Origin of the sequence: Paenibacillus sp. USHLN196, assembly GCF_037144955.1 — a bacterium.
GTDB classification, from domain to species: Bacteria; Bacillota; Bacilli; order Paenibacillales; family Paenibacillaceae; genus Paenibacillus; species Paenibacillus xylanexedens_C.
In genome coordinates this window covers 1-14,009 of record NZ_JBBCYH010000030.1, presented here as the reverse complement: position 1 = coordinate 14,009, position 14,009 = coordinate 1, and the positions used below count along the sequence as shown (strand labels likewise).

Below are 14,009 nucleotides of genomic sequence, written 5' to 3'. Positions count from 1 at the left end.
GCTACACGTAGCAGAAAAAAAGGGCGTTTCCGATGAGGAAACGCCTTTTTCTTTTGCTTATCGCTTAAGGTTCTGAAGCGCTCACACGTACCATCGTTACCGATGTACCACAGAGGCTTTTCTCCACGAATCCCATTCGCTTATATAAGCGAATCCCATTCGCTTATATAAGCGAATCGCTTCGTTATCCGGATCAACACTGAGCGAAATTGCTTCAATTCCCCGCCGTTTGGCTTCATCCAATGCAGTCCGAAGCAGTAAGGAGCCTACGCCTTTTCCACGTGCATCTTCAATCACAGCCATCCCCATCTCTGGGGTAGCTGCATTCACATAACCATATCCCGCATTCTGATCCGTATAGAATCGTAATGTTATTGAACCTAAACTCTTGCCATGCTGGTCTACCGCAACATACCCGAAATCCCCTTCTCTTCCCCAGTCTTCAACGTATTTGGATAGCTCAGGCGTATGTATACTTTCGAGTTGGAGAGGTTCATCACCTTCTCGTGTATGCAGGGATGCGTATAACATCTCCCACAGAAAGGGGATATCCTGTTCCTCAATCGAACGTACATGATAGTCGGTCTTGGTCATGTTTGCTCCTCCTTCAACTTCTCAAATAGGCGTTCCATCTCATTCAGATTAAACTCATTGGTAATCTCATAGTCCTCAAGTTGGTCTCTCGTTTTCGCCTCGCTGTAGATTGAGATGGACTTTTCATTATAAAACGTCAGTCCGAATCCATCGGTAAAGCGACCTTCTTTATTAATGGTAAGTCGCCATTCATAGTAATATGGACTCCTTTGAGCAGTATCGATATCCTTCACTTTTTTAAGTTCAACATCCTTCAACAGCTTCAGCATATCTCTAATCTCTTTGGGATCTGTAATCGTCACTTCATCTTCTTCATTATGCGGATCTGAACTTGAAATTTTCCTAATCGTCAGTCGATCCAATCTATCCAGCATGCTCATATGATCTGTAACCTCTACTCGAAACGTCGTATATTGGCTGGGGATATACATGGCATATTGACCAGAGATATACATACGCACTGCAATAGCTACAACAACAATAATCGTGACGATACCCAAAATGATTATTAATTCTTTTAATCATACCGCTCTCCTCCATACACCACAAAACATATATAAAATGGTAATTAATGATACTTCCCAGTATATCATCTCCATCTATCTGTTCCAATGTCATTTCTTATTCCTTACCTTCTATTTCGATAACGTGGACAAGTATAAATCCATACTCGCTAATTAACTTGTTTAATTATCTAAAATTTGAACTAAAAATGACGATATACTTCATAAGCTCCATTCATTCTTACACATCCATGACATCCCGAGGCTATTCTCGGGCAGTTTCAACAAGTGAGCATGAATCAACAAATCAGCTTGGAACAACATGCTCGCCACGCAAGATAATATGTGATTTGAAGAAGTATAGGCGTGTAATGGTAAAACGCTAGGGGGAATTGGAATGAAGCTCAAACCAAAATTAATGATCATGTTTCTTGCCGCTGTGTTAATCACCGCAATACCACTAGCTTCACTTGGCTTGGTTCAAACCGAAAAGCAAGCCACGCGTAATGTCGACTCCACACTGAATGGCTTAATGTCTTCTTCGGCAAATCAGTTAGACGGCTGGATCAGCAGTAATGCCAAAGTGATTGAAACGTTAGGTTTTGTCATCCAGGAGGGCGTGCCCGAGGGAGAACTCACGGAAGAATACTTTAACATTATGAAGCTAGGCAGTAATAAAGAGAGCTTGTCAGATCTATATTACGGTTCAGAACAAGAAGGTAGCTTCATGAATGGTTCAGATTGGACTCCCGATTCAGATTATGATCCAAGACAACGTCCTTGGTATCAGAAAGCGAAGCAGGCCAATCAGTTAACATTCTCTGATCCCTATCTGGATATGATGTCGGAGCAATATGCGGTGTCGATTGCCATGCCGGTCCAAAATAAAGAAGGCGCCTTGCAAGGGGTTGTCGCAGGCGACTTGTTGCTCTCTACACTTACCGATACCGTGGCAAAAATAAATCTGGATGGATTGGGCTACACCTTTTTAATCGATAAAAACGGACTGCTTCTGGCTCACCCTGACGATAAACTGGTGAACACCTCCGCCAAGGATAACACAGAGTTAAACCCGCTGCTGGCAGATATGCAGACGAATCCGTCAGGTCAGAAGCCATTCCAATATAACGATGAGAAATATCTGTTGTTCTATCATCAGATTCCAAGCACCGGCTGGGTTGTAGGCTCCATCATCTCCGAGAAGCTGGCCTACGCTGAGTATTATGAATTGCGCAATAACTACATTCTCATTATCGGCATTACGTTATTGGTTGTGTTGGCAGGTGCCTATTGGATCGCAACACTCTTCATCAAGCCATTGAAAAGTCTGCATGGAACGTCCCGCCAGATGTCGAGTGGTGATTTTACAGGACGGGTGCAGATCAAAGGCAAAGATGAGTTCGCTGAACTTGGCATGGCATTCAATCAGATGTCCGATCAGCTTAGCTCGCTGTTCAGGCAAGTAACGGCTTCTGCCGATCGCGTACAAAGTATCTCGGGTGAGATGCAAGAGCATACAGATAACACCAAGCGCATCGCAGAGCAGATCTCCATTGCCACTGATGAACTCGCTCAAGGCTCCAGTACACAGGCTGAATCCGTGTATGATGGCTCAAACCGTCTGTCGGAGATGAGTGATAGTGTCGGCGGCATTAATCGCAGTGTCGAGCAGTCCGTAACGATGATGCGTGAGGCAGGAGAAGCCATGCTGGCTGGACTACAGGCGGTAGATTACCAAGTGGAACTTTCGGATGGCAACCGCCAATCGATTGACCGTGTAGGTGAATCCATCACCCTACTGGCAGACAAATCACAGAAGATTGAGGGCATCGTCAGCATGATTCAAGCTATTGCCTCCCAGACCAACCTCCTGGCCCTGAACGCTTCCATTGAAGCAGCCCGAGCGGGTGAACATGGACGTGGATTCGCAGTGGTTGCCGAGGAAGTGCGCAAACTGGCTGAACAATCCGCAGGCTCTGCTCAAGATATTATCGTGTTGCTGAATGAAATCCAGGCGGCTAGTCGTCAAAGTGTGAGCGAGGTCGATTCTGCTGAACATGGTATTGAGCAGCAGGTCGCTGCCGTGCATGAGATGCGCAATTCGTTTATGCGAATCAAGCAATCCATTGAAGGCATCGACAATCAGCTTCAGCAGGTATCATCCGCAACAACCGAACTGGATAACAGCTCCGGCAAGATTGCTGAAGTGATCTCCAGTGTTGCGGCCATGTCGGAACAGAGCGCTGCTTCCACGGAAGAGGTTGCTTCCTCCACGCAGGAACAGTTCAATTACATTACGAGTATCTCGGAGCGCTCCAATGAACTGGCTCAACAAGCCAATACGCTCGCTGAAGAAGTGAAAAAGTTCAAGATATAAATCAACAAGCCGCGTTCTCCCATAGGGTGAACGCGGCTTATTGATTATGTTCATACGTTACATATTAGAATGAGAAATGAGACGGCACCCGTATCTGCATAAAAGAATATGGCACATATATGCTTAATCTCACGACTGGTCAGAGTACTCTGGAAGTGTCATTGTTTTCAACCCAATACTCGGCCTGCTGATTCTCTGATGACCAGCTCGGGTTTCAGCACAATTTTCTGTGGCTCTTTCCGCTCTTCCTTCAGCTCTTCAATCAACAGATCTACAGCGCGATGTCCCAGATCTTCAATCGGCTGGGCAACAGTCGTAAGCGGTGGACTGGTTACCGAAGCCAGAATGGTATTATCAAATCCGATAATCGACACATCCTCTGGCACGCGTAGGCCCAGCTCTTTGGCTGCCTGAAGTGCACCAATGGCCTGAATGTCATTACAGCAGAACAAGCCTGTTGGGTGATCATTCTCACCGAGCAGCAGTAGCGCCTCTTTTTTGGCCAAGCTCAGGTCAGCCGCCGATTCTCTGATCTGATTCGGTTCCAGCGTATATCCCGCCTTATTCAATGTTTCGCGGAATCCACGCACACGTTCCTGACTACTGCTGACTTTGGACGGTTCCGACAGCACTGCTACACGAGTATGCCCAAGTTCAAGCAGATGCTGTGCTGCGAGTGTGCCGCCAAGCAAGTCGTCAATGGTGACTGTATGCACCGACAGTGAGGGCATATGGCGAGCAATCAAAGCGACAGGGATGGACTGCTGCAATAGGGGTGACAAAATTTCGGCATTATCGATCCCTGTTCCGATCATCATGCCATCTACCCTTTTTTGCTGGAGCAGATTCAGGTAACGTTCTACCCGCTCGTCCTTATTATCCGTACTGCAGATGACCACACTGTAGCCCAATTGACGGCTTCGATCCTCCACCGCTCTGGCGAGTTCTGCAAAATACGGGTTGGATATGTCCGGTACGAGCAGTCCCAATGTATATGTCTGCTTGCCTGTAAGTGCGGCTGCAATCGCGCTGGGCTGATAATGAAGGCGTTCCATGATCTCCATAATCTCGGCGCGCCGCTTCTCACTGATCTTGCCTTTGCCATTAATGACCTGTGAGACGGTTGCAATAGATACACCCGCCTCGCGTGCGATATCGTATATGGTTGCTTTCATTGTTTTTCCCCATTTGTGCTATATATAATATACATAGATAATTGTTCTCTTCTCATTATGCAGGGGGAAGACTGCATACGCAACTTGGAGCCAGCACAATGTGCGTAGCATACCTGTTTTACTTTTTCATCAACCACTCGTGGTCAGGGTCATTATGGAATTTCCAGGTCCGGGTTGGTCCAGCCATCACGTTCAGATAGTAGACCTCATACCCCGGAGGAGCACCTACCGGATGATATCCGTCCGGAACAAGCACCACTTCACCGTTCTTCACTGCAAGTGTCTCATCCACAGAACGATCATCCGTGTATATCCGCTGAATGGCAAACCCCTGCTCAGGCTGTACACGGAAATAATACGTTTCTTCCAGCAAAGATTCATCCGGGAGTGCATCTCGATCATGCTTATGTGGCGGGTAACTGGACCAATGCCCATCTGGTGTAAACACCTCAACAACGAGCAAACTGTCTGCTTCCTTCTGTTCTGGCAAAATGTTGTGAATCTGGCGTTCCAGATTGCCATACCCTCTTGCCTCTACCCCTACATCTTCGGGTGCAATGAGACGAGCCGGGTACGTGCCTTTTCCGGGTGCAACACATATAGCGATTTCCAGTTCGGTACGTGCTGTGATCTGCACTTGATCGGAAGTTGAGACGTAGACCGAATACGGCGGAATTTTCTCGAAAACACTCATTCTTTTCCCGATATTATCCCATGTGTTCTCCCGGGTACTTACATTGGCGAAGCCACTGAGAAGCACCACACAGAGTTCCTGATCACCGCTCTCACGGGTTAGCGTCTCCCCCTCCGCCAGCTTCGCTACCTGAAAGCCAACATACTCCCACCCAGCCGATTCCGGTGTTACGTTTATAAGCGTACCGTCTCCCTCCGGGTTGGACATGGGTTTCACAATACGTTCTGACATCTTGCCATCCACTCCTTTCTGTAGTCGTCCACAACAATCTGATACTTATAAAAACAAAAGCTTTAACTATTAGGAAAATTGATTTTAATCATCCACTATGGTGTTGCCGTTTGCGATTCCAGTGACATCCCAGGAACTTCACTCAGCTTCACAGGTCTTCCCCGCTCCATGGACAGTTTTGCTGCCAGCGCAATTCGTTCTGCCTGTACTGCATCGTGGCCATCTACGATAACCGCTGTATCATGGAGGATTGCATCGATAAAGAGGGCTGTCTCCTGTACATACGCTTCATTGTAGCGTTCCAGGAAAAAGTGTAACGGTTTGTCGCGCATAAGCCCCGCCGCTGTACTGATCTCAGCCGTATTCGGATGATCATTCGCCGCTGCGGCGCTGCCCATCGAGCCAAACACTTCAACACGCTGGTCATACCCGTATACAGCCTGACGACTGTTATCAATGACACCAATCGCTCCATTGGCAAACGTCATCGTTACAATCGCTGTATCCACGTCACCATGCTCTGCAAAGACCGGATTGATCAGCACGTTGCCCTGAGCGTACACTTCTTCCACTTCACTCCCGGACAGATACCGAGCCATGTCAAAATCGTGGATCATCATGTCCATGAAGATCCCGCCAGATACCCGGATATACTCTGCAGGCGGTGGACTCGGGTCGCGAGAAGTAATTTTGATAATATGCGGATCACCAATCGTACCATCCTGCACATGTGCACGTATCCGTCTGAAGTTGTGATCGAAGCGGCGGTTAAATCCAATTTGCAGCTTCACGCCAGCCTTCTGAACTGCCGCTACAGCCGCTTGGGTCTGTGCCAGATCCATGCTAACCGGCTTCTCGCAGAAGATGTGTTTGCCCGCCTGAGCGGCCTGTTCGATCAGCGGCACATGTGTATCGGTTGAAGAACAGATCAGCACCGCGTCTACATTAGGCATCGAGATCAACTCGCTGCTGTCCGTCGTTACAACAGGGATGCCACGACTGGAGGCCCAAGCCTCCAATTCAGGACCCCCGAACAAGTCACTGATTCCCACAATCTCCGCATGCGGGTTGCGCAGAAGATTGTCTGCATGAATTTTGCCGATCCGTCCAGCACCGATGATGCCAATTCTTACTTTGTCCTTGCCCATTCCGTTATCCTCCCTATGTGCGTCCATATGGGCTGGGCGTTCCCCTTAGCCCGAGTGATGCTCTGGTTGTTACCAGCGCGCCGTTACCATCTTCTTGCGAGTGTAGAATTCAACACCATCCGTACCATTGGCGTGAAGATCACCGTAGAAGGACTTCTTCCAGCCCGAAAACGGGAAAAATGCCATTGGCGCAGGTACGCCCAGGTTAATCCCCAACATGCCCGCATCAATCGTTTCACGGAATTGACGCATACTCGCCCCGCTGCGGGTGAACAGACACGCCCCGTTGGCAAAGTCGGAACGGTTCGCCAGCTCAACGGCTTCCTCAAGCGTAGACACTCTTGCTACCGAGAGTACTGGAGCAAAGATCTCATCCTGCCAGATTTTCATATTGCTATCAACTTGGTCGAATACCGTTGGCCCTACAAAATAACCGGATTCACCTGTCGCCTGATCTTTGCGTCCATCCCGGATCAAAGCCGCGCCTTCCTGCTCTCCGGCTTCAATGTAACTGAGTGTGCGCTCTTTATGTGGTCCACGGATGACAGGTCCGAGGAACACGCCCTCATCCATACCGTTACCGATGGTAATGCGGTCTGCTGCTTCCACCAGCTTTTGTACCAGTTCGTCAGCCACATCACCCACAGCCACAACAACCGCACATGCCATGCAGCGTTCCCCTGCTGAACCAAAAGCTGCACTGGTAATCTCTTTCACCGTCAGATCGAGATCGGCGTCCGGCATAACGATGGAGTGATTTTTGGCACCAGCCAGTGCCTGTACCCGTTTGCCATGCTTGGATGCAGTAGTGTAGACGTATTCAGCCACAGGTTGTGATCCGACAAAGGAGATCGCTTGAACATCCTTATGTTCCAGCAACCCGTTCACGACATCATGCGCACCGTGTACGATGTTGAGCACGCCGTCCGGAAGCCCTGCTTCCTTAAACAGCTCTGCCAGGCGGCCTGCCAGCAGCGGTGTACGCTCGGACGGCTTCAGGACAAAGGTATTACCACACGCAATAGCCAGCGGGAACATCCAGCAGGGCACCATCATCGGGAAGTTGAAAGGGGTAATTCCCCCAATAACACCGATCGGGTAGCGATACATGCCCGACTCCAGTCCTGTCGCGATGTCAGGCAGTTGTTTGCCCATCATCAGATTCGGGGCACCTGCCGCGAACTCGACGCATTCAATGCCACGCAATACCTCGCCGTACGCTTCGGCATAACTTTTACCGTTCTCCAGCGTCACCAGGCGAGCTAGCTCTTCCCAATGTTCAACCAGCAGCTGCTGGTAGCGGAACAGAATACGTGCACGGCGCGGAACCGGTGTGCTGCTCCAGGATTTGAACGCTTCTCGTGCTGTCAGAACCGCCAGATCCACGTCCGCTTGTTCAGACAGTGGCACATGTGCAATAACTTCTTCCGTGGCCGGATTCACAACCGGCTCCGTACGAGTTGACACTGGGGTTACCCAGGCACCTCCGATCCAATTTTGTACCATTGTCGCTGTTGCAGACGCTTCAGAAATTCCTTTTCCCATAGCCCTGTCTCCCTTCGCTTATGTGTGATCCTGTATGTTCAACTTATATCATTGATGCTGATCTGTATGAGTGTGTTTGTTATTCAAAGTATTGCAACGAGCTTCAAGACACGGTGATCTCGCCCCGATTGCAACGTTCGATGTAGTCATTCACCTGTTCCACCGTTGGCATCGCATCCGAACAGCTGTGGCTCGAAATGACGATACTTGCTGCGCCACTGCCATACGCCATACTGCGCTCAATCGTCCAGCCCTGCATCAATCCATACAGGAAGCCGGCCGCATAGGAGTCGCCTGCCCCGAACGTTTTGACCACTTTTGCCGGATAGCTGTCCGCACGGTGAGAAAGCCCTTCACGCGTATAAGCAATGGACCCTTCCTTGCCGTGTTTGATTACAACGATGTTGGCTGAGAAATCAAACCATTTCTGTGCAGTCACCTGATCGCTATGATCCGGATTGTGGTCGAATGTCTCCATCATGTCGAACTCTTCACGTGTACCAAGGATGATATCGCATTTCTCAGCTGCGAGGTTGTAATAGACCGCTGTCTCTTCGTCCGATGTCCATGTATATGGGCGATAGTCCAGATCAAACACAATAACGGTGCCATGCTTTTTCGCATACGTTAGTGCCTGTAATACAGCTTCACGGGATGGGCTTTGCGCGAGGGCTGTGCCTGAGATTAGCAGCACTTTGGAGTCAGCAATCAACTGCTCTTGTACCTCTTGCGCCTGTAATAACAGATCCGCTACATTGTCCCGGTACATCAGGATACTGCAATCCGTTGGGCTTTTGATTTCGGTAAAAGCAAGCCCTGTCACCGCTCCGGTGTCATCTGTAACTACATTCGATGTGTCGATGCCGTTCTTCTCCAAATAACTCTGGATGAATCTGCCCATCTGGTCACCCGCAATCTTACCGATAAAGGCTGTCTCCATACCCAGTCTGGACATGCCAATCGTAATGTTGGCCGGAGAGCCACCCACATATTTCGTGAACGTCATCGTCTCTTCCATCGGGCGATTGATCTCATTGGCGTTCAAGTCGATGCACAAGCGGCCAATCGCGGTGAAATCCTTCTTCCTGGATACCGGAAAGGATACGTAAGTCATTGCATGTGAGCCCCTTTCTATAGTGGGATTTTCCATGTTGTATATCGATATCTAGACTAGTTACTCATTCCATCGTAAGAACTCGCAGCCGTCTAGAGTAGGTCAGTTTTATTTTCCAATCCTAATTGCAATGCTGAACGAATCAGCTGTGTTGGTATAGCGACTCCATATAGTTCAAAGATCGCTTCGCATACTCATATGGGTTATGAATTGCAGGGTCCTGCTCTCCTTCAAGCATCGCCCAGCCGTCATACCCTCGTGTGATCAGTTCTTGCAGAATTGGTGCAAAATCAATGCATCCATCCCCTGGTACGGTGAACACTCCTCTACGAATACAACCGACAAAGTCAGATTGCTCCGCGCGTGCTTCATCCAGCACATGTGGGCGGATATCTTTCAGATGGATATAAGCGATCCGGTCATAATGTTTACGCAGCAGTTCAAGTGGATCTGCTCCTCCATAGTAGGCATGACCTGTATCATAGAGCAGATACACGAGAGAGGGATCGGTCAGCTCCATTAGTCGGTCGATCTCATCCGGTTGTTCTACCACCGTGCCTCCATGATGATGGTATGTGAGCTTCAACCCGTGTTCCCGGGCAATGGCTCCTGCTTCATTCATTCCTTCAGCGAGGATATGCCATTCGGATTCGCTGAGTCTGAGCACTTCTTTTTCATTCGGTGTCCGTCTTGGATCAAAATGAAGTGACCCGCCTACCTCCGCCGTACTGATCACCTTACTGCCCATGGATTGCAGAAATTCCGCATGTCTGCGATAACTGTCCAGCTCCGACTGACGATACGCCGGATCAGAGAACAGTACCGATTTCCACTGGGAGACCAGATTGATATTTCTCTTACTCAGTTCTACACGCAGTATAGCGGGATCGGTTGGATACTTACGTCCCATCTCTGTGCCTGTCAGCCCAAGACGCTGAATGTCATCCAGAATCTGTGCACACGTTGTGGCATCGCCATGCTCCTTCACATCTTCACCGACCCAATTGATCGGATGAATCCCAAGTTGGAATGGCAGCTTGCTCATTGCTCCACGTCTCCTTTGTCGTTCAACATTGCGGTTCAATCGGAATGTAGTACTCATATTTTCAATATATAGATAAATACGTCCACTGATCTTATACCGTGGGGAGTGCAAATAATGCTACATTTTAGAAGGAATACTCTATTAAATTGGATTAAAAAGGTCTTGCTTTGGCGCGGTTGGCTTGCATGGTGTGATGCGCATGAACTACCTTTTCCTCGGCAGATACTTCTGGCACACCTACATTCCACCATGACTCGTATCCACCTGCGTTGGTTCCAGGCACGACCGGGATCTCAATCAACGTACTCACTGTTTCGTTCTTCGCATCTCGGAGTGCCTGTTCCAGCTGTTCTGCTGTCTCCGCTCTATAGGATTTGGCTCCCATACTTCGGGCGTGTGCAGCAAAGTCCATTGGCATGTAGTCCCCGGTCAGTCGTCCACTCTCGGATTCCCGATAACGGAACTCATTGCCGAACCCGTCACTACCATGTTCCCGCTGCAAATTATGAATACACTGGAATCCATTGTTGTTGAATAATAGGACAGTCATCTTCTTCTGTTCCTGTAAACTGGTCACAAACTCCGAATGCAGCATCAGATAACTGCCATCTCCTACCATGGCGTACACTTCACGATCCGGCTCGGCAAGTGCTGCTCCGAACGCTCCGCTTACCTCGTACCCCATACAGGAGAACCCATACTCCATGTGGTATGTCTTTGATTCAGACGCACGCCACAGACGATGTAGATCACCTGGCAGACTGCCTGCCGCACACACGATGACGGAAGATGGATCAATGGTCCGGTTAACCACGCCAACTGCTGTAGTCTGTGCCAGCCCTGCTTCATGTTGAGCTGCATACAGTCGATCTACTTCTGCATTCCACTCCGCACGGAGATCAGCGACTTCAGATGCACCATAGGCACTGCGGTATTGTCTTTGCTGCAATTCCTTTTGTAAAGCTTGTAGCCCTTCGCGTGCATCTGCAAGAATGGCTTCCCCGCCTAACTTGGCGGCATCCATGCCATTCAGGTTAATGTTGATGAATGACACTTCCGGATGCTGAAAAGCAGAGCGGGACGCCGTCGTAAAATCGGAGAAACGAGTACCGACGCCGATCACTACGTCTGCTTCTCTCGCAAGCCTGTTGGCCGCCAGAGAGCCGGTAACCCCGATGGCTCCCACATTCAGTGGGTGGTCCCAAGAGACAGCGCTCTTGCCCGCCTGCGTCTCGGCGATCGGAATGCCAAACGCCTCGGCGAACTCCACGAGCTGGGCGGATGCCTCAGAGTACAACACACCGCCGCCTGCAACGAGCAGCGGCTTTCTGCCTCGGGCAATCTGCTCCGTTGCCCGTTCAATGGCTGCCTGTACCGGGGGGCGACGGTCCAGATAATGTACTTTGCGAGCAAAGAACGATTCCGGGTAATCGTACGCCTCTGCCTGCACATCCTGCGGCAGTGCGAGCGTTACTGCTCCCGTCTCTGCTGGATCGGTTAGCACACGCATGGCCTGTGTAACAGCAATCATCAACTGTTCGGGACGAACAATGCGATCCCAGTACTTGCTGACAGCTTTGAATGGATCAGTGGCTGAGATTGTATAATCATTGCTCACTTCCAACTGCTGAAGTACCGGGTCCGGTTCCCGTGTAGCAAAGTTATCTCCAGGAAGCAATAAAACCGGAATCCGGTTCACCGTTGCGGTAGCCGCTGCTGTAATCATATTCAAAGCACCCGGACCAATGGATGTTGTACATGCATAGATCTGTCTGCGGTTCTTCTGTTTGGCATAGGCCGCTGCCGTATGCACCATACCTTGTTCGTTCTTGCCTTGCATATACGTCAGGCTTCCCGAACTCCGCTCCAATGCTTCTCCAATGCCAGTTACGTTGCCATGTCCAAAGATGCCGATGATCCCTTTCACAAACTTGGTTTCCACCCCGTCAACCGAGATATATTGCTGATCCAGGTATCGAAGCAGTGCCTGAGCCATCGTTAATCGAATTGTTGCCATGAATTGATCGCCTTCCTTTCCTTTACGGGTTAAGCGCTTAATCTAAGTTAAGTTTAAGCGCCTTACCCCTAAAGGTTAAGCGCTTAATTGATATGGTATTACAGGCTGATGATTTACGCAAGCTATTTTTGTAAGCGTTTTTATAATTTGTGATAGAGAAACGTAGATTCAGTGTTGTAGGAGGTATTAGACCTATTTCATTTGAGAGCTCTCCACAATTACTAAGAGAGATGAGAGGGGCGTCTAACGTGAGGATGGGATTAATGCTGGTACATGCTAGTGAGTTATATAGTCCATGATCTTCGTATACTACAATCGCCAATATACCTATGAATGCAAAAAAAAAAGAGACGGTGAGTACCATCTCTTTCTTTTACAATATATAAGCGGGTGATGGGAATCGAACCCACGCTATTAGCTTGGAAGGCTAAAGTTCTACCATTGAACTACACCCGCATAACAACAATCGGGATGACACGATTTGAACATGCGACCCCCTGGTCCCAAACCAGGTGCTCTACCAAGCTGAGCTACATCCCGTTATCTATACCGGCGAGAGGACTCGAACCTCCACGGTTTCCCACTCGATTTTGAGTCGAGCGCGTCTGCCATTCCGCCACGCCGGCAAAATATAAAGTTATAATGGCGCGCCCTGAGAGATTCGAACTCCCGGCCTTTTGATTCGTAGTCAAACGCTCTATCCAGCTGAGCTAAGGGCGCAAAATATTGGAGCGGAAGACGGGAATCGAACCCGCGACCCTCGCCTTGGCAAGGCGATGCTCTACCGCTGAGCCACTTCCGCAAATAAGGGATGCGCGTGGAGGGACTTGAACCCCCACGTCAAAGACGCTAGATCCTAAGTCTAGTGCGTCTGCCAATTCCGCCACACGCGCATATAATGGTGAGTCATGAAGGGCTCGAACCTTCGACACCCTGATTAAAAGTCAGGTGCTCTACCAACTGAGCTAATGACTCATAGAAAACTGGTGGAGGATGATGGATTCGAACCACCGAACCCGTACGGGAGCAGATTTACAGTCTGATGCGTTTGGCCGCTTCGCTAATCCTCCAGGATTACATGGTGCCGGCGAGAGGACTTGAACCCCCAACCTACTGATTACAAGTCAGTTGCTCTACCAGTTGAGCTACACCGGCGTATTACATGATGTTATTATGGTGGCTCGGGACGGAATCGAACCGCCGACACGAGGATTTTCAGTCCTCTGCTCTACCGACTGAGCTACCGAGCCTTACTAAATTAAAAAATGGCGGAACCGACGGGATTCGAACCCGCGATCTCCTGCGTGACAGGCAGGCATGTTAGGCCAACTACACCACGGTTCCATAGTACTTTCTCAAGGAAAGTTAATTGCGGGGGCAGGATTTGAACCTGCGGCCTTCGGGTTATGAGCCCGACGAGCTACCGGGCTGCTCCACCCCGCGTCATTATAAAAGTTATATGGTGGAGGCTGAGGGGATCGAACCCCCGACCCTCTGCTTGTAAGGCAGATGCTCTCCCAGCTGAGCTAAGCCTCCATCTATATGACCCGTAGGGGATTCGAACCC

General features: G+C 49.5%; 10 protein-coding genes and 13 tRNA genes. 1 reads left to right on the top strand and 22 read right to left on the bottom strand.

Annotation, left to right across the window (positions count from 1 at the left end; genetic code table 11):
* Positions 1–96 precede the first annotated feature (96 nt).
* Both WFI24_RS33840 and WFI24_RS33835 read right to left on the bottom strand, forming a co-directional pair.
* On the bottom strand, positions 97–594 hold the full coding sequence (locus WFI24_RS33840; protein WP_336766173.1) for a GNAT family N-acetyltransferase: 498 nt from the start codon (positions 592–594) through the stop codon (positions 97–99).
* On the bottom strand, positions 591–1,094 hold the full coding sequence (locus WFI24_RS33835) for a hypothetical protein (RefSeq protein WP_336766171.1): 504 nt from the start codon (positions 1,092–1,094) through the stop codon (positions 591–593). Before WFI24_RS33835 ends, WFI24_RS33840 begins: the two co-directional genes overlap by 4 nt.
* 400 nt (positions 1,095–1,494) lie before the next feature.
* Between WFI24_RS33835 and WFI24_RS33830 the strand changes: the two genes are divergently transcribed.
* Positions 1,495–3,474, top strand: coding sequence for a methyl-accepting chemotaxis protein (locus tag WFI24_RS33830; RefSeq protein ID WP_336766169.1), 1,980 nt, complete (start codon positions 1,495–1,497; stop codon positions 3,472–3,474).
* Between the two features lie 167 nt (positions 3,475–3,641).
* Here WFI24_RS33830 and WFI24_RS33825 read toward each other — a convergent pair whose 3' ends face one another.
* From WFI24_RS33825 to WFI24_RS33730, 20 genes are all read right to left on the bottom strand, one after another.
* Positions 3,642–4,649, bottom strand: coding sequence for a LacI family DNA-binding transcriptional regulator (locus tag WFI24_RS33825; protein ID WP_336766168.1), 1,008 nt, complete (start codon positions 4,647–4,649; stop codon positions 3,642–3,644).
* Positions 4,650–4,767: 118 nt separating this feature from the next.
* Complete coding sequence (gene iolB / locus WFI24_RS33820) at positions 4,768–5,574, bottom strand: 5-deoxy-glucuronate isomerase (protein WP_336766167.1); 807 nt, start codon at positions 5,572–5,574, stop codon at positions 4,768–4,770.
* 95 nt (positions 5,575–5,669) lie between these two features.
* The gene (gene iolG, locus WFI24_RS33815) at positions 5,670–6,722 is read right to left on the bottom strand and encodes an inositol 2-dehydrogenase (protein WP_336766166.1); all 1,053 of its coding nucleotides are present in this window, start codon (positions 6,720–6,722) and stop codon (positions 5,670–5,672) included.
* A gap of 69 nt (positions 6,723–6,791) precedes the next feature.
* On the bottom strand, positions 6,792–8,267 hold the full coding sequence (locus WFI24_RS33810) for a CoA-acylating methylmalonate-semialdehyde dehydrogenase (RefSeq protein ID WP_336766165.1): 1,476 nt from the start codon (positions 8,265–8,267) through the stop codon (positions 6,792–6,794).
* A gap of 103 nt (positions 8,268–8,370) precedes the next feature.
* A complete protein-coding gene (gene iolC / locus WFI24_RS33805; protein ID WP_047841171.1) occupies positions 8,371–9,381 on the bottom strand; it encodes a 5-dehydro-2-deoxygluconokinase in 1,011 nt (336 codons plus the stop codon).
* Positions 9,382–9,523: 142 nt separating this feature from the next.
* Entirely contained in the window at positions 9,524–10,426 is a 903-nt protein-coding gene (gene iolE, locus WFI24_RS33800; RefSeq protein WP_336766164.1) for a myo-inosose-2 dehydratase, read from the bottom strand.
* Positions 10,427–10,577: 151 nt separating this feature from the next.
* Positions 10,578–12,443 (bottom strand): 3D-(3,5/4)-trihydroxycyclohexane-1,2-dione acylhydrolase (decyclizing), encoded by a 1,866-nt coding sequence (gene iolD, locus WFI24_RS33795; RefSeq protein WP_336766163.1) that lies wholly within the window; start codon positions 12,441–12,443, stop codon positions 10,578–10,580.
* A gap of 385 nt (positions 12,444–12,828) precedes the next feature.
* Positions 12,829–12,899 (bottom strand) — tRNA-Gly (locus tag WFI24_RS33790).
* A 10-nt stretch (positions 12,900–12,909) separates the two neighbouring features.
* Positions 12,910–12,983, bottom strand: a tRNA-Pro gene (locus tag WFI24_RS33785).
* Between the two features lie 7 nt (positions 12,984–12,990).
* Positions 12,991–13,069 (bottom strand) — tRNA-Leu (locus WFI24_RS33780).
* A gap of 17 nt (positions 13,070–13,086) precedes the next feature.
* Positions 13,087–13,163: transfer RNA gene (locus WFI24_RS33775), tRNA-Arg, on the bottom strand.
* A 7-nt stretch (positions 13,164–13,170) separates the two neighbouring features.
* A tRNA-Gly gene (locus WFI24_RS33770) sits at positions 13,171–13,245 on the bottom strand.
* 10 nt (positions 13,246–13,255) lie between these two features.
* Positions 13,256–13,336: transfer RNA gene (locus WFI24_RS33765), tRNA-Leu, on the bottom strand.
* A 6-nt stretch (positions 13,337–13,342) separates the two neighbouring features.
* Positions 13,343–13,418: transfer RNA gene (locus WFI24_RS33760), tRNA-Lys, on the bottom strand.
* A gap of 9 nt (positions 13,419–13,427) precedes the next feature.
* Positions 13,428–13,513, bottom strand: a tRNA-Tyr gene (locus WFI24_RS33755).
* A gap of 9 nt (positions 13,514–13,522) precedes the next feature.
* Positions 13,523–13,598 (bottom strand) — tRNA-Thr (locus WFI24_RS33750).
* A 19-nt stretch (positions 13,599–13,617) separates the two neighbouring features.
* A tRNA-Phe gene (locus WFI24_RS33745) sits at positions 13,618–13,693 on the bottom strand.
* Positions 13,694–13,709: 16 nt separating this feature from the next.
* Positions 13,710–13,787 (bottom strand) — tRNA-Asp (locus WFI24_RS33740).
* A gap of 25 nt (positions 13,788–13,812) precedes the next feature.
* Positions 13,813–13,886 (bottom strand) — tRNA-Met (locus tag WFI24_RS33735).
* 17 nt (positions 13,887–13,903) lie between these two features.
* Positions 13,904–13,979, bottom strand: a tRNA-Val gene (locus WFI24_RS33730).
* Positions 13,980–14,009: the final 30 nt, after the last annotated feature.